Source organism: Plantactinospora sp. CA-290183, assembly GCF_050936375.1.
Classification (GTDB): domain Bacteria; phylum Actinomycetota; class Actinomycetes; order Mycobacteriales; family Micromonosporaceae; genus Plantactinospora.
In genome coordinates, this window is the sequence record NZ_JBNJMX010000006.1 from 193,740 (window position 1) to 209,318 (window position 15,579).

Below are 15,579 nucleotides of genomic sequence, written 5' to 3' on the forward strand. Positions count from 1 at the left end.
CCAGTTCGGGCTCATTGCAACGATCAAGCGGCACAAGCGTCAGGTCAAGCACGGGTCTCCGAAGCTCAAGCATAAGATTCTCTGATGCTTGACCTGCGCCGGCTGCGACTGCTGCACGAGTTCAGCCGTCGCAGGACCATCGCCGCCACCGCCGCCGCACTCGGCTACAGCCCGTCCGCCGTCTCACAGCAACTCGCCGCACTCGAACGCCAGTGCGGTCGCGCGCTGCTCGACCGCACCGCACGCAGCGCCCAACTCACCGATGCCGGACGACGACTGGCCGAACACGCCGCCCGAATCCTGGCCCAAGCCGAGGCCGCCGAAGCCGACCTCGCCGCCACGGCCGACACCCCCAGCGGGCAGATCGCGATCTCGACTTTCCCCACCGCCGCGCTGGCCCTCACCGCACCCGCCGTCCAACGCCTACGCCGCTATCCCGAACTCCACGCCGTCATACGACAGGCCAACACCGACCACGGCCTCGACCGCCTGCACACAGGCGAGATCGACCTGGCCCTCGTCGACGACTGGTTCGGGGAATCGACCCACCGACCCGCATCAGTGCAGTTCATCGAACTCCTCCATGACCCACTCGTCCTCGTCGTCCCACAGCAGCACCCACTCGCCGCCGATCACGACCCGGTCGACCTCGCGGCGCTCACCCACCAACCATGGATCGCCGCACCCCCCGACGAACCATCCCGCCGCGCTCTCGACGACCTGTTCAACACCCTGCACTCCCGCCCGACCATCACCTGGGAGTTCCAAGGACTCCACACCATCGTCAACCTCGTCGCCCAAGGACTCGGCATCGCGGTCACTCCACGCATGGCGCTGACAGACCGCCACCACAACCTCGTGACCCGAAACCTGCCAACCCCCCATCACCGCACCATCTACATCGCCATCCGCCACACCAGCAGAAAACGACCAGCAGTCACCGCCACCATCGACGCGCTACGAGCAGCAGCCAACGACCACACCACCCTCTTCGACTGATACACCCAGACCGCACTCTCATCGGTCGCCGGCCGGGCGCCACTCAGATGGGAACTGTCACTTGCGAACACATCGTCCGCGACGAGTACCCGACGTGCTGGCCCGGATGGCCGCCCTCGGGGCGGTGACGGACGCCCGCTGGCAGGCTGCTCGGCAGCCGGACCGGTCGGCGGCTCGGCGCGCGGGGAGGTCACCCGGGTACGGACGATTCGTGCGCACGGCCTGACCCTGACGGCGACGTCGCCGTCGTGCGCCGTCTGGTCCTCCGCCGCCGCCGAGACCTGGAACGGCGTCATCAGGGCGAGGAGCAACGACGCGTGCCGCGTGCCGGGGCAGTAGTGGCTGCCCGGTCTGGGTGTTGGCTCGCGCTGGGCGTCGGCGACGCTCCGCCCTGCCAGGCCAGTACGGCAGCCGCCGTTTGGGATCTTGCTGCTCGGGTGGGGTGGACGCGAGACGGCCACCGCGTGATCGTCTGTGCGTTGTGGACACGACATCAGATCTTGCGGTGGCCGCGTGCCACAGCGTAGCCGTCGTCGGGTGGGATCGGGTGCTGGCCGGCGTGCTGGGGTGCTTCGCAGGCCGGTTCGGGCGGGTGGAGCCGCGTCGCGCAGCGGCGGAGTTCGTGACCGGGTTTCTGGCTGATCTTGAGATCAAGACGTGTTGGCAGTTGGCGGAGCGGGCCGGTCACACCCGGCCGGACGCGATGCAGCGGCTGCTGTACCGGGCGGTGTGGGACGCCGACGCCGTCCGCGACGACCTGCGGCAGCTGATCACCGACCGGTTCGGTGCCCCGGAGGCAGTCCTGGTGGTCGACGAGACCGGCGACCTGAAGAAGGGCACCCACACGGTCGGGGTCCAGCGGCAATACACGGGCACCGCCGGGCGGATCGAGAACAGCCAGGTCGGAGTGTTCCTGGGCTACGCCGGCTCGGGCGGGCACACGCTGATCGACCGGCGAGTGTATCTACCGGCGTCGTGGACCGAGGACCGTCAGCGGTGCGCAGCTGCTGGCGTGCCTGACGAGATCGAATTCGCTACCAAGTCGGAGCTGGCCGCCGACATGATCACCGCCGCGGTCGACGCCGGCGTGCCGGCGGGCTGGGCCGCCGCGGACGAGGCTTACGGCAATAGCGCCGCGTTCCGCGCTCACCTGCGCGAACACCGCCTCGGCTACGTCCTCGCGGTGTCCCGCAGCCACCTGGTCCAGCTCGACGGCGACAAGACCAGAGTTCGCGCCGACCGCATCGCCGACGACCTACCCGACTCGGCCGGGCAGCGCCGATCGGCCGGCGTCGGCTCGAAGGGCCCCCGCTACTACGACTGGGCTTGGCTCGACGATGTCACCATCGACGCCGACCCCGACGATGGCGGCCACCACAGCTTGCTGATCCGCCGCAACACCACTACCGTTGAGCTGGCCTTCTACCGCTGCTGGACCCCGCGCCGGGCCACCCTCGCTCAACTCGTCCGCGTCGCGGGCATCCGATGGACCGTTGAGGAGAGCTTCCAGGCCGCGAAGGGCCAGGTCGGTCTGGACCAGCACCAAGTCCGCCGCTGGGACTCCTGGCCCCGGTTCACCACCCTCGCCCTGGCCGCCCTCGCCGTCTTGGTGATCTGCGCCGCTGACGCCGCCAAAGACGATCCGGCCGGCACTGGGTTGATCAAGCTAACGGTCAACGAGGCCCGACGACTGATCAACGCCTGCATCATCCGCCCGATCACCCAACTCGCCCATCGTCTGCGCTGGTCACAATGGCGACGCCGGCATCAAGCCCGAGCCCGACGATGCCACTACACACGCCGCCTCAACCTCGAACTTCAGCCCTGATCACGAAGGGCGGCTGCCGTACTAGATGTTGCGGGGCACGAGGTTGACGACACGCGCCTCGGACGGAATCCGGTTGCGTGGTGACCGGTGGGTTTGAGTAGTGTTGGTGGCATGTCGAGCCCTGAGGCATCCAAGGTGAGGGCTTTCGGTCACGCCGTCAGCCCCCTGAACCACTGAGTTCATAGTCCGCTTCCCGGCAGCCTTCGCTGCGTGGGCATTTGCGCGCACCCTTGGGCGCTGGCCGCGGTGACGAGACGTCTCGTCGTTCTCTCTCACCTCGGAGTTCTTGATGCCTTTGCCGCTGTACCTGCTTGCCGTGGCGGTCTTCGCCATGGGCACCTCGGAGTTCATGCTTGCCGGCTTGGTGCCGGACATCGCCGCAAGCCTCGACGTGTCGGTCGGGGCCGCCGGGCTTCTGACCTCGGCGTTTGCTGTCGGGATGGTCGTCGGCGCGCCGCTGATGGCGGCGCTTGCGCGCGGGTGGCCTGTCCGGGCCAGCCTGCTGGGCTTCGTGCTGGTTTTCGCCGTGGTCCACGTCGTGGGCGCCCTCACGACGAGTTTCGCGGTTCTGCTTATTACCCGGGTGATCGCCGCCGGGGCCAACGCGGGCTTCCTGGCTGTGGCACTGAGCACGGCGGCCACGCTCGTCGCATCTGATCAGAAGGGGCGCGCGCTGGCGGTGCTGCTCTCGGGTACGACGGTAGCCACCATCGCTGGAGTTCCCGGCGGTGCGGTGCTCGGCACGGCGTTTAGCTGGCGGGCAACGTTCTGGGCGATCGCACTGCTCTGCCTTCCCGCTGCCTTCGGCGTCGTGAAGGGCATCCCGGCCCGTGTCGGAAAGATCCCTCGGGACACTCCGGCTGACTCGTCTCTTCGGGACGAGATCGCCCAGCTCGCGATGCCCAGGCTGGTCCTGGTCATGCTGCTCGGTGCCCTGGTCAACGCTGCCACCTTCGCCACATTCACCTTCCTGGCACCGATCGTGACTGACACCGCCGGCCTGGGCGAGCTGTGGGTCTCGGTCGTGCTGGTGCTCTTTGGTGTTGGGTCCTTCGTCGGCGTCACCCTCGCGGGACGGCTCTCCGATCAGCGTCCCGGCATGGTGATCGCAGTCGGTGGCCCGTTGCTGCTGCTCGGCTGGGTCGCGTTGGCGACCCTGGCTGGCCAGCCGGTGGCGCTTCTGCTCCTCGTGTTCGCGCAGGGCACGCTTTCCTTCGCGTTGGGCAGCACCCTGATCGCCAGGGTGCTCTATGAGGCAGCGGGCGCCCCCACCATGGGAGGGTCGTATGCGACCGCGGCGCTCAACATCGGTGCTGCCGGCGGCCCCGTCGTTGCAGCAGCGACCCTCGGGGCCAATGCCGGCGACCTCGGCCCGGTGTGGGTCAGCGGCCTGCTGGTTGCGATCGCACTGCTCATTGCCCTGCCGCTCCGGCGATTCATCGCATCCCGCGTCGGCCAGGCGATTCGATGACCCACGCGAACGCTCCGTTGAGCGTCGAGGGACGGCGGCGACTCATCGAGCGATGCCGAACCCGCCCAATTGCTCATGTCGCCGAAAAAAATCGGCGGGCCGCCACTGCTGGTTGCGGCCGTCCCCTGGCTGCCGCATCGATGCGGCATGAACGTCTACATCAGGTCGAACATCGCCCGGGCAGCATCGATGACAGACACGATCTCAATCAGCGCCGGCCCGTCGGCAGACTAGCGGCGAGCGAGGCCGGCCGTCATTCGCTCGTCGGCAGTTGCGGGCGCCGGCGATATACCGTCCGCCGCCACGTTACGTAACGGGCGGAACGCGGCGTGAGCGGATACGCGATTACCGTGGCCCCAGTCGTCGGGTTCAGGCCGGGCCCGGCAAGTCTGGTGCCAGGGCTTGCTCGCGCGCGAGGATGGCGCCATGTGGGTCAGTCACCGGGCCGGGCCGGCCGATGAACCGCCGACGCCCGAGCAGATGCATCACTGGCATCGGCGGATGTCCCCGCCGGAGAACGAGTTCCCCGCCGGGGTCGGGCTCACGGCCCTGATCGGCCGGACCGACGAAGCGGCGGTCGGGATCACCCAGATCGAGGCGTACTCCACCGGCTTCCAGTTCACGCTCGCCGTCCGCCTGCGCCAGGCTCGACCGAACCGCGCCCGCGGCGGGCTGTTCATGCTCATCAGCTCTCACGCCCACCCAGGCATCGAGATCCCCCTGGAGGACCGCCTCCTGCTCGGTATCGAGTATTCCGACGGTCGCCGCGCGTCCACACTGAAGAACATGCGAATGCTGGGCCCGGCCGCGATGGCGGATGGCGGCCAGTTGGTACTCGTCGGGCAGGGCGGGGGCGGCGGCGAACAGAGCGTGCACCAGACCTACTGGGTGTCCCCGCTACCTCCCGAGGGGCCGGTGACCTTCGTCCTCGCCTGGCCGGCCTTCGGCATGCCGGAATCCCGGACCGTCCTCCACGCTGCGGTCATTCGCGCCGCAGCCGACCGCACCCAACAACTCTGGCCCCCGCAACCCGCCGTGCAGTCCGCAGAGCCGCCGCCCCCACCTCGCCCAACATCCGGATGGTTCGCCGAACCACCCGACTGATGACCAACACCGTGATCGCCGGCCTGTCAGGCGCCAACGCCTCCCACCGCCCACCACTGCGGGCCGCCACCACGGCAGAACTGAACCAGCCACTCGACAACCAGTACCCGCCTCTGTTCACCACGCTCGCCACGCCAACAATCGCCATGCGAATCGCGGTCGACCCGCCGCAAGCCGCCCACCACCGACTTCACCGCGCTCGGCTCACGGCATGAGTGGATGCGGGTCCGGCATGCGCGGGCGGAGCACCCCTGTCGGAAGCATGAGCGGGCGGCAGGCCAGACGAAGCGCGATACGAGCCGGTGTGAGCAGTAGCTGACGGCGATCGTCTACCGGGGGAACAGGGGCGTTGCGGGACTACCCTTGCTCCACGTGCCCACGTCGAGATCGAGATCACCGCGGAGCTGGTGCGGGCTCTGGTACGCGACCAGCACCCTGACCTCGCCGATCGCCCGGTTCGGCTGGGCCGCGTGGCTGGGACAACCAACTGTGGCGGCTCGGTGACGACCTAGCCGTCCGGCTTCCCTGGGCGACCGGGTCCGCGGACGCGCTGCTGCGCAAGGAGCATTCCTGGGTGCCCACGCTGGCCCCGCGTCTTCCGCTGCCGGTCCCCGTCCCGCAGCGATTCGGCGAGCCCTCCGAACGGTTCCCTCGGCCCTGGCTCATCACCACCTGGGTTCCGGGCACACCCGCCGACCGCGCCCCTGTCACACGCGCAGCGGACGCGGCCGAATCCTTGGCCACCTTCCTGACGGCTCTTCACCAACCCGCCCCCAGCGGCGCGCCCACCGGCCGAGACCGTGGCGGGCCACTGACCGACCACACCAAGGGATTCAACGCACGGCTCTCCTCAGCCACCGAGCGAGGGCTGATCAACGACCCGGACGCCGTCCGCACCGTCTGGCACGACGCGGTCACCGCGCCTCAATGGACGGGACCGGCGCTATGGCTGCACGCCGACCTGCACCCAGCCAACGTCCTCACCGCCGACGGCACCCTCTGCGGCGTGATCGACTTCGGCGACCTCTGCGCGGGCGACCCGGCATACGACCTCGCCGCCGGGTGGCTCCTGCTCCCCGCCACCACCACCGACCACGTCTACGCGGCCTACCAACCCACCCCGGACACCGCCACCATGCGCCGCGCCCGCGGCTGGGCGATGGCACGCGCCCTCAGCGGCATTCTCATCGGCGACGCCGGCACCCACGGCCGCCCAGGCGGCAAGCCCACCTGGGGGCCACCCGCCCACACCGCCCTGCAACACCTCACCGCCACAACCTGCTGACCCCTCGATCGCCACTACGTCCGACAGCCGGCGCGATCAACCATCCACACATCGCCATGAGCGGATGGCCCGTCAGCAGGCTGGTGTGAGGAGCTGAATGAGCCCGTCCGGCGTGCCGCTCCAAACTGAGGATTTTGCGCGGTCAGCCGACGAGGTCGATGGCCTTCGGGAAGTACCGGCGGCAAAACCTGGTGGCGCGCCACCAGGGACTCGAACCCCGACGCACGGCTTACGAAGACCGACCTGGACCACCATTGCTTCAGGTCTGCGGTTCCGACGATCGACCCTCGGGCAGTAGTACCCGCTCCATGACCTCAGCCGCCTTCCGCTGTGCCGGCGGCAGCACGTGCGTGTAGATCTCCGCCGTCACGCGCGAATCCGAGTGCCCCATCCGGTCCTGTCGCGCATGCTGCGGCACCCCGGCATCCGCCCCGACGGTGGCCAAGGTGTGCCGGGCGTCATGCAGTGCGATCACCGGGACACCAGCACCCTCGCACGCCCGGCCGAACCGCCGCGTGAAGTATGCCGGCGGGTAGCCGAGTCCGTCTTCCCGGCAGAACACCCGATCCTCGTCCCGGTAGATCTCGCCCGCCAGGGCCCTCTCCGCATCCTGCCGTCGCCGGTGTTCGGTCAGCACCGCGATCACCGACTCGCCAATGGCGATATTCCGGGCGCTACTGCCCTTGGTCTCCTTCTCGACCACTCCCCTATCACCTTGCCCGGTGGCCGTGGTTCGCTGCCAGTCTGTACAAATCACCCCACGGCTCACCCCACGGCGCAGGTCGACCTTGGACCAGCGCAGGCCCGCCAGCTCACCACGGCGCATCCCGCACACCACGGCCAACACCCAGACGGCGTACGGGCGGTCTTCCCGTACGGCCCCGAGGAAGGCGACGGTCTCCTCCGCTGTCCAGACGCCCTTGCGACCCTTGCTGAACCTGTGCGGCTTCCGAGGCTGACGCACGCCAGCGATCTCGACTCCGATGTCCCGCAGCGCCTTATGCAGGATCCGGTGCACGGTCCGCACCGTCCCGGCCGCCAGTGGCCGACCGCGACGAGACCCGCTTCGGAGCAACGTCTTGTAGAAGTCGTGCACAACGTTTTTGTCTAGCGATGCGACCTGGCGCGAGCCAAGGTGCGGGTTGATGTACTCCCGGATGAAGTCCCGGTACGTCGACAGCCCGGTGATCGAGAGGTCCAGCTCACGCTCATCCAACCATCGGTCCAACTCGGCCGCCACCGTACCGTCCGCGGCCAGCTCGGCCCCGCCAAACTGCGCGAGCGCTTCCTGCTGCCGCTCACGGGCGACCCGCTCGCTGGCGAAGCCGCGACGCCGCATCTGCCGCCGTCTCCCGTCGGGGCCTGCCGGTAGATCAACGACGAAGTGCCAGGTCTTGCCCTTGGGATCCCGACCAACCGCCACGACGACCTCCCGTGGTCACAGAGCGACGACTACCCATACGACGGTAGTCGATCTCCGTGACCACAGATGTGACCACAAGATCAATGACTCAGAGAATCCGCAGCTCAGCGGTAAGGCGACGGACGAGTCGACCTGTACGCCGGATTTTGTGCCCGGCACGCACCGTTGCCGGTGAGGCCGGCGGCGGTCATCCATCTCGGCCTACCGTTGCCGGCAGGCTCCAGCGGCCTACCCGCAGACATCGGGCGGGCAGCCCTCGAACGCCTGCGCAGGCCGTCGCCTTCCGGTGACGGCCGTCTCTTGGCCTTGCTCCGGGTGGGGTTTACCGAGCCATCCCGGTCACCCGGGATGCTGGTGGGCTCTTACCCCACCGTTTCACCCTTACCGAATCGGCTGTTCCGCGCGTAATGCCCGGGATGCCCGATCCGGCGGTCTGTTTTCTGTGGCACTTTCCCGCGGGTCGCCCCGGGTTGCCGTTAACAACCACCCTGCCCTGTGGAGTCCGGACGTTCCTCGGCGGCGGGCACGCGGCCCGCCGACGCGACCGCCCGGTCGACTCGTCCGTCGCGCACCAATGGTACCGATGTTCGGGAAAAGCGGACCACCACCCCGGCGGCCCGCACCACCGGGGGTCAACGGCCAAAGAACGGCACCGGCAGAAGCCGGCCGGCCATGGCACGAGCCACAGCACACCCCTACGACGAGCCGGACCGCCCCTCCGCCACTAGCCTCGGCACCGATGGACATCCCCGAGGCGCTGCTGCTGCTCGCCGCCGGGCTCGCCGCGGGCAGCGCCAACGCGGTGGCCGGTGGCGGCTCGCTGATCACGTTCCCCGCGCTGATCGCGGTCGGTCTGCCGCCGGTGGCGGCGAACGTGACGAACTCGATCGCGGTCTGTCCGGGCTACCTGGCCAGTGTGGCGGGCAGTTGGGCGGATCTGCCGGACCGGCGGCGGCTGCTCTGGCTGGTGCCGAGCACCGTACTGGGCACCGCCGCCGGCTGTGCGCTGCTGCTCTCCACCCCGGCCCGCGCCTTCGAGCTGGTGGTGCCGTTCCTGGTGATCGGCGCGGCCGCCCTGCTCGGCTTCCAGGACCAGTTGCGTCGGCTGGTCGGGCATCCGCGCCACCTCAGCGCACGGCGCGGCACTGTCGCCGTACAGCTGATGGTGGTGTTCGGCGCCGTCTACGGCGGCTATTTCGGGGCCGCGCTCGGCGTCATGCTGGTCGCCGGCCTGGGGCTGGTGCTGGACGAGTCACTGGTCCGGATCAGCGCGATCAAGAATCTGCTCTCCGCCGTGGTCGGGCTGACCACCACGGTGGCGTTCGCGGTGTTCGGCCCGGTCAACTGGGTCGCCGTGGCGGTGCTGGCCCCGGCGACCATTCTCGGCGGGTACGCCGGGGCCAGACTGGTCCGCCGGCTGCCGCCGGAGATCCTCAAGGCCGTCATCGTGATCTTCGGTTGGACGGTCGGCCTACTCCTGCTCGCCCGCGCCTACGGCTGACCGAGCCGCCCCACGGTGCCCGTCCGGCGGGCGCGCGTGACAACGGCAAGATCCCCGTGATCAGGGAGCCCGGAGCCCGACGCGCCGACGACACGCGGGAACAGGTCCCTGATCACGGGGATCTTGGGGGTTAGACCTTGGGGGCGGGTTCTGCGGAGGGGTCGGGGGTGGGGGCGTCGCGGGGGGTGGGGATCACCGGGACCACCCTGGGGTCGCCCTCGTCGGCGAAGTAGTCGTCCTGCTCGGTGCCGTCGACGCCCTCGCTCACCTTGGCCGCCCGCAGGATCAGCGTGACGAGCACGGCGACCAGCAGGTTGACCGCGACGGCGACCAGTCCGACGTAGATCGTCTTCGGGGTGTCGAAGCCGAACTTCTCCAGCGGGAACGCCGAGCCGCCGAAGTGGGCGCGCTTGCTGGCCGGGTTGGGGATCTGGTAGAGCATCCAGGTGCCCAGGCCCAGTCCGGCGGCCCAGCCGGCGATCAGAGCGCCCCGGTGGAACCAGCGGGTGTAGAGGCCGAGGGCGACCGCCGGGAGCGTCTGCAGGATGATCACGCCACCGATGAGCTGCAGGTCGATGGAGAACTGCGGGTCGAGGAAGACGATGCAGGCGACCGCGCCGACCTTCACCACCAGCGAGGTGATCTTCGAGACGTTCGCCTCCTGGGCCGGCGAGGCGTCCTTGCGCAGGTACTCCTTGTAGATGTTGCGGGTGAAGAGGTTCGCCGCGGCGATCGACATGATGGCCGCCGGCACCAGCGCGCCGATGCCGATCGCGGCGAACGCCACCCCGGCGAACCAGCTCGGGAACTGCTGCTCGAACAGCAGCGGTACCACCGTGTTGTTGTCCACGGTGCCCGGGGTCGAGCCGGGCAGTGGGGTCACCCCGGCCGCGATCGCCATGTAGCCGAGCAGCGCGATCAGCCCCAGCAGCAGGCTGTAGGCGGGCAGCGCGGACATGTTCCGCTTGATCACGTCCCGGCTCCGGGCGGCGAAGACGCCGGTCAGGCTGTGCGGGTAGAGGAAGAGCGCCAGCGCCGAGCCCAGCGCCAGGGTGATGTACTGCAACTGGTTGTTCGCGTTGAGCAGGATGCCGTCTCCGGGTGCCGGGCTCGCGTCGAACTTGGCGTCCGCGGCGTCGAAGATCTCACCCCAACCCCCCAGCTTGTACGGCAGGTAGAGGACCGCCACCAGGATCACGATGTAGATCAGCGTGTCCTTGACGAACGCGATCAGCGCCGGCGCCCGCAGTCCGGACTGGTAGGTGTACGCGGCCAGGATGGCGAACGCGATGATGATCGGCAGGTGCCGGGCCAGCGTGCTCTCCCCGGTGACCCCCATCGCCTTGAGTACCGACTCGATGCCCACCAGTTGCAGCGCGATGTACGGCATGGTGGCGGCGATCCCGGTGATCGCGATGATCAACGCCAGGGCCGGCGAGTCGAACCGCTTGCGGACGAAGTCGGCCGGCGTGACGAAGCCGTGCCGGTGCGACACCGACCAGAGCCGGACCAGCACCAGGAACACCAGCGGATAGATGATGACCGTGTACGGCACGGCGAAGAACCCGGCGGCCCCGGCCCCGAACACCAGCGCCGGTACGGCCACGAAGGTGTAGGCGGTGTAGAGGTCGCCGCCGACCAGGAACCAGGTGATCCAGCCGCCGAAGCTGCGGCCGCCGAGGCCCCACTCGTCGAGGTGGGCCATGTCCTTCGGGGCGCGCCACCGCGCGGCCACGAAGCCCATTCCGCTGACCAACAGGAAGAGCAGCGTGAAGACGATGATCTCAGTGAGATGGTCCTGCCACACCGCGGGTCACCTCCGCTTCTTCGTCATCTGGTAGACCAGCGTCGTGGTGGCCACGCCCAGCAGGACGAAGGCCAGTTGCAACCAGTAGAAGACCGGGAAGCCGAACAGCCGTGGCGAGTCGGTGTTGAACAGCGCCGTGACCAGTGGCACCACGATCGGGATGAAGAGCAGCCAGTTCCAGGGACTGTGATCCTTTGCTCGGGACACCGCCGTGATCGGCGCCGTCCCCGGGTCAGGTTCGCTCATGTCAGCACTCCCCTGCGGCGGTGGTTCCGGGATCTGTGTGTGCCGCAGGAGGGTAGGGCACCGTGACCGCCGTCACCAATCCGACGCGGTCGCGCTGCGCTCAGCGGCGACCGTCCTGCGCCGAATGGCGATCTTCGAGCGGCACAAGTCACCCGCAAGCGGACGGATCACGGTAACAGAAATTGAAGTTTGGCTATGGACGCTTGATCGGCCGTCGGCCGGTTGCCATGCTGGCCGGGTGCCGCGATTCCCCTCGTACGACGGAACGGAACTGGCCTGCCACGTCGTGGGCGCCGGCCCGCCGCTGGTCTGCCTGCCGGGCGGCCCGGGCCGCGCCTCGGCCTACCTCGGCGACCTCGGCGGGCTGCGCGCGCACCGGACGCTGATCCTGCTAGACCAGCGGGGCACCGGCGAGTCGGCGGTCCCGCAGGACCCGGCGACGTACCGGTACGACCGGATCGTCGACGACGTCGAGGCGCTGCGCCGCCATCTCGGGCTCGACCGGATGGACCTGCTCGCCCACTCCGCCGCCGGGAACCCGGCCCAGCTCTACGCCAGCCGGTTCCCCGGCCGGCTGTCCCGGCTGGTCCTGGTCGCACCCGGCCTGCGCGCCGCCGGCGTGGAGCCGGTCGGCTTCGCCGCGGCGATCGAGGCCCGCTCCGGCCAGTGGTGGTACCCGAAGGCGAAGGCCGCGCTGGACGCCTGGCAGGAGGCGGCGGCCCGGGGCGCCGGCCCGGCGGAGGTGGCCCCACTGCGCTGGGCCGCCGCCCCGTTCGGGTACGGCCGGTGGGACGAGCGGAGCCGCGCGCACAGCGAGGCCGAACAGTGGGAGTGGTCCGGGGCGGCCGCCGCCGGCTTCTACGCCGGGGTGGCGCCGGACGTCGCGGCCGTCCGGGCCGGACTCGCCGCACTCGACGCACCGGTGCTGATCGTGGCCGGCGAGCTGGACCCGGCGCCCACCCCGGAGGCCGCCCGCGCGCTCGCCGCGCTGCTGCCCGCCGCCGAGGTCGTGGTGCAGGACGGCGCGAGCCACTTCCCCTGGCTCGACGACCCGGCCCGGTTCGTCAAGACCGTCCAGACCTTCCTCAGCCAGGGGTGAGCGGCTCCGCTCAGAGCGCGGCGAGGTGCGCGGTGTCGTTGACCGTCCGGACCGCGACCCCGCCGTCCGGCCAGCTGTCCAGGATGGAGAGACCGGCCGGGTCCAGGTAGAGCCGGTGCAGGAAGGCGTCGCCGGCGGCGAGCGCGTCGCGGAGCGCGATCTTCAACGGGGAGACGTGCGAGACCACCACCACGGTCTCCCCCGGATACGTCGCCAGCAGCCCCGCCACCGCCCGGCTGACCCGGGTGCCGACCTGTACGAAGGACTCGCCACCCGGCGGGGCGACCTCCGGCGAGGCCAGCCAGGCGTCCATCTCCCGGGGCCACCGCTCGCGCACCTCGGCGAAGGTGCGCCCCTCCCACTCACCGAAGTCGCACTCCACCAGGTCCCCCTCGGTCACCACCGGCGGGTCGCCGAGCGCCTCGGCCAGCAACCGCGCGGTGGCCGTACACCGGGACAGCGGCGAAGTGACCACGGCCGCGACCGACGGGGCGAGCCCGGCCAGCCGGGCCGCCGTCGCCCGTGCCTGCGCCCGGCCCCGCTCCGACAGCGGCACGTCGCCGCGACCGGAGTAGCGCCGCAGCGCGGTGTGTTCCGTCTCCCCGTGCCGGACCAGCAGCAGCCGGGTGGCCGTCGAGGCCGGACGCGGCTCCCACGAGCTGCCCGCGGTGGACCCCTGGGCGGCGACCTCGTGGGCCCGCGCCACCCGGTCGGTGGCGGGCGCCTTCCCGGCCGCCAGGTCCATCGCGGCGTTCGCCAGCGCGTCCGCGTGCCGGTTGCGCTCCCGGGGGATCCAGGTGTACGTGACCGTGCCGAACCGCCGGACCAGGCCCGCCGCCTGCGCCGCCAGCGGCCGCAACCCCGGGTGCTTGATCTGCCAGCGGCCGGCCATCTGCTCGACGACGAGCTTGGAGTCCATCCGGACGTCGACGCTGCCCGCGCCGACCTCCTCGGCCGCCTCCAGCCCGGCGATCAGGCCGCGGTACTCCGCGACGTTGTTCGTGGCGACCCCGATCGACTCGGAGCGCTCGGCCAGCACCTCGCCACTGTCGGCGTCCCGGACCACGGCGCCGTAACCGGCCGGGCCGGGATTGCCCCGGGCGCCACCGTCCGCCTCCACGACCACCCGACGGGTCGCGCGCGCACCGCCGGCGGCAGCCGCGGTCACAGCCCCGACTCGGCGGTACGGACCATGATCCGCCGGCACTCCTCGCAGCGCACCACCTCGTCCGGGGCGGCGGCCTTGATCCGGCCGCGGTCGGCCCCGTACAACTCCAGCCGGCAGCCGCCGCAGCGCCCACCCGCCACCAGCGCCGCGCCGAGGCCGCCCGACGTCTCCCGGATCCGGTCGTAGAGGGTCACCAGGTCGGCGGGGAGGTCCCGCACCAGCGGCTGACGCCCGGCGGCCTTGAACTCCTCCTCCTTGGTGATCTCCGCCAGCGCCTGCTCCCGGCGCCGCTCGGCGTCCTCCCGACGCTCCCGGGCCGTGGCCAGTCGCTCCTCGATCCCGTCGAGTACGCCCTGCGCCGTCTCCCGCTGCTCCATCAGCTCCAGCTCGGCGTCCTCCAGCTCGCCCTGCCGCCGGTTGAGCGACGCCAGCTCGTGTTGCAGCGCCTCCAGTTCCCGGGCCGGACCGGAGCCGACGGTCAGCCGCGCCTGGTCCCGGTCCTTGCGGACCCGCACCTGGTCGACATCCCGCTCCAGCCGGGCGATGTCGCGATCGAGGTCGTCCACCGCGACCTGGGCCCGGACCCGCTCGTCCTCCAGCGCCGACAGCTCACGGGCCAGCGCCTCCACCTCGGCGTGCTCCGGCAGCGTACGGCGCCGGTGGGCGAGCTGGGCGAGCCCGGTGTCGATCGCCTGCACGTCGAGCAGGCGGCGCTGGTCCTGCGGGTCAGCTTTCATCTGCGGGGCTCCTTGGTCGCGGGGAATGCGGCGTGCACGGTCCACGGATCGGTGTCGAGATCCGACACCACGGTCTCGACGGACAGCTGGTCGTGCAGGTTAGCGGCGAGTTCGTCCAGCCAGGGCCGCTCCGTCGCCCAGTGCGCGGCGTCCAGCAGGGCCGGTCCGCCCCCGGCCAGGTGCTCGCTGGCCGGATGGTGGCGCAGGTCGGCGGTGAGGAAGGCGTCGACGCCGGCCCGGACGGCGTCGTCGAGGTATCCGTCGCCCGCGCCGCCGCTCACCGCCATCGTCTCGACGATCCGGCCGGGGTCGCCGGCGGCGCGTACGCCCCAGGCGGTGGGCGGCAGCACCCGGGCCGCGTACGCGGTCAGCTCCGCCAGCGTCATCGGACGCGGCAGCCGGCCGAACCGCCCCACGCCCCGGCCACCACCCTCGGCGGGGCTGCCCGGGGCGGCCGGGCGCAGCGGGCGCAGCCCGGTCAGGCCCAGCCGGGCGGCCAGCGCGTCGGAGACTCCCGGGGCGGCCACGTCGGCGTTGGTGTGCGCGACGTACAGGGCCACGTCATTTTTGATCAACGTGTGCACGATCCGGCCCTTGTACGTGGTCGCGGCCACCGACGAGACCCCGCGCAGCAGCAGCGGGTGGTGCGCCACGATCAGGTCGGCGCCCTGCTCGACCGCCTCGGCGACCGTCTCCGGCACCACGTCCACCACGCAGGCGACCCGGCGTACCGGCGCGGCCGGCTCGCCCAGCACCAGGCCCACCCGGTCCCATCCCTCGGCCCAGGCCGGCGGATAGCGTCGCTCCAGCCACGCCACGACGTCGGCCACGCTGACCGTCCGGGATCCGGTTGCACTCACGGCGGCCCAGCTTACCGGCGCGGGCCGACCGGCAGGGGCGCCGGCTCGATC

13 protein-coding genes, 1 other RNA gene and 1 pseudogene are annotated in these 15,579 nt (G+C 70.6%); 8 read left to right on the top strand and 7 right to left on the bottom strand.

Annotated elements, in window-relative coordinates; translation table 11 throughout:
- Nucleotides 1–84 precede the first annotated feature (84 nt).
- From ACQEUR_RS14280 to ACQEUR_RS14305, 6 genes and pseudogenes are all read left to right on the top strand, one after another.
- Nucleotides 85–999 (top strand): LysR family transcriptional regulator, encoded by a 915-nt coding sequence (locus ACQEUR_RS14280; RefSeq protein WP_433030338.1) that lies wholly within the window; start codon nucleotides 85–87, stop codon nucleotides 997–999.
- 562 nt (nucleotides 1,000–1,561) lie between these two features.
- On the top strand, nucleotides 1,562–2,827 hold the full coding sequence (locus ACQEUR_RS14285) for an IS701 family transposase (RefSeq protein WP_433030452.1): 1,266 nt from the start codon (nucleotides 1,562–1,564) through the stop codon (nucleotides 2,825–2,827).
- Between the two features lie 289 nt (nucleotides 2,828–3,116).
- Nucleotides 3,117–4,298, top strand: coding sequence for a Cmx/CmrA family chloramphenicol efflux MFS transporter (locus ACQEUR_RS14290; RefSeq protein ID WP_433030340.1), 1,182 nt, complete (start codon nucleotides 3,117–3,119; stop codon nucleotides 4,296–4,298).
- Nucleotides 4,299–4,724: 426 nt separating this feature from the next.
- The gene (locus tag ACQEUR_RS14295; protein ID WP_433030342.1) at nucleotides 4,725–5,402 is read left to right on the top strand and encodes a hypothetical protein; all 678 of its coding nucleotides are present in this window, start codon (nucleotides 4,725–4,727) and stop codon (nucleotides 5,400–5,402) included.
- The gene (locus ACQEUR_RS14300; RefSeq protein ID WP_433030344.1) at nucleotides 5,402–5,617 is read left to right on the top strand and encodes a hypothetical protein; all 216 of its coding nucleotides are present in this window, start codon (nucleotides 5,402–5,404) and stop codon (nucleotides 5,615–5,617) included. Before ACQEUR_RS14295 ends, ACQEUR_RS14300 begins: the two co-directional genes overlap by 1 nt.
- Nucleotides 5,618–5,788: 171 nt before the next feature.
- Nucleotides 5,789–6,687, top strand: a pseudogene (locus ACQEUR_RS14305) (aminoglycoside phosphotransferase family protein).
- Nucleotides 6,688–6,946: 259 nt separating this feature from the next.
- Here ACQEUR_RS14305 and ACQEUR_RS14310 read toward each other — a convergent pair.
- Entirely contained in the window at nucleotides 6,947–8,110 is a 1,164-nt protein-coding gene (locus tag ACQEUR_RS14310; protein WP_433030346.1) for a tyrosine-type recombinase/integrase, read from the bottom strand.
- Between the two features lie 119 nt (nucleotides 8,111–8,229).
- An RNA gene (rnpB, locus tag ACQEUR_RS14315) (RNase P RNA component class A) lies at nucleotides 8,230–8,670 on the bottom strand.
- Nucleotides 8,671–8,849: 179 nt separating this feature from the next.
- Here rnpB and ACQEUR_RS14320 point away from each other — a divergent pair.
- Nucleotides 8,850–9,611, top strand: coding sequence for a sulfite exporter TauE/SafE family protein (locus ACQEUR_RS14320; protein ID WP_433030348.1), 762 nt, complete (start codon nucleotides 8,850–8,852; stop codon nucleotides 9,609–9,611).
- 130 nt (nucleotides 9,612–9,741) lie between these two features.
- Here the strand turns inward: ACQEUR_RS14320 and mctP are convergent, their stop codons facing one another.
- Both mctP and ACQEUR_RS14330 read right to left on the bottom strand, forming a co-directional pair.
- A complete protein-coding gene (gene mctP / locus ACQEUR_RS14325) occupies nucleotides 9,742–11,418 on the bottom strand; it encodes a monocarboxylate uptake permease MctP (RefSeq protein WP_433030350.1) in 1,677 nt (558 codons plus the stop codon).
- A 6-nt stretch (nucleotides 11,419–11,424) separates the two neighbouring features.
- Nucleotides 11,425–11,664: a DUF3311 domain-containing protein gene (locus tag ACQEUR_RS14330; RefSeq protein ID WP_433030352.1), complete on the bottom strand. Its 240-nt coding sequence runs from the start codon at nucleotides 11,662–11,664 to the stop codon at nucleotides 11,425–11,427.
- Between the two features lie 238 nt (nucleotides 11,665–11,902).
- Here ACQEUR_RS14330 and ACQEUR_RS14335 point away from each other — a divergent pair, with 238 nt between their 5' ends.
- Nucleotides 11,903–12,763 (top strand): alpha/beta fold hydrolase, encoded by an 861-nt coding sequence (locus ACQEUR_RS14335; protein WP_433030354.1) that lies wholly within the window; start codon nucleotides 11,903–11,905, stop codon nucleotides 12,761–12,763.
- 10 nt (nucleotides 12,764–12,773) lie between these two features.
- Here the strand turns inward: ACQEUR_RS14335 and ACQEUR_RS14340 are convergent, their stop codons facing one another.
- From ACQEUR_RS14340 to ACQEUR_RS14350, 3 genes are read right to left on the bottom strand one after another with little or no spacing between them, the layout of a single operon-like run.
- The gene (locus ACQEUR_RS14340) at nucleotides 12,774–13,931 is read right to left on the bottom strand and encodes a bifunctional RNase H/acid phosphatase (protein ID WP_433030355.1); all 1,158 of its coding nucleotides are present in this window, start codon (nucleotides 13,929–13,931) and stop codon (nucleotides 12,774–12,776) included.
- Nucleotides 13,928–14,668, bottom strand: coding sequence for a zinc ribbon domain-containing protein (locus tag ACQEUR_RS14345; RefSeq protein ID WP_433030356.1), 741 nt, complete (start codon nucleotides 14,666–14,668; stop codon nucleotides 13,928–13,930). Before ACQEUR_RS14345 ends, ACQEUR_RS14340 begins: the two co-directional genes overlap by 4 nt.
- Nucleotides 14,665–15,528, bottom strand: a complete 864-nt coding sequence (locus tag ACQEUR_RS14350) for a Nif3-like dinuclear metal center hexameric protein (RefSeq protein ID WP_433030358.1) — start codon at nucleotides 15,526–15,528, stop codon at nucleotides 14,665–14,667. The genes ACQEUR_RS14345 and ACQEUR_RS14350 overlap by 4 nt, the downstream gene beginning before the upstream one ends.
- Nucleotides 15,529–15,579: the final 51 nt, after the last annotated feature.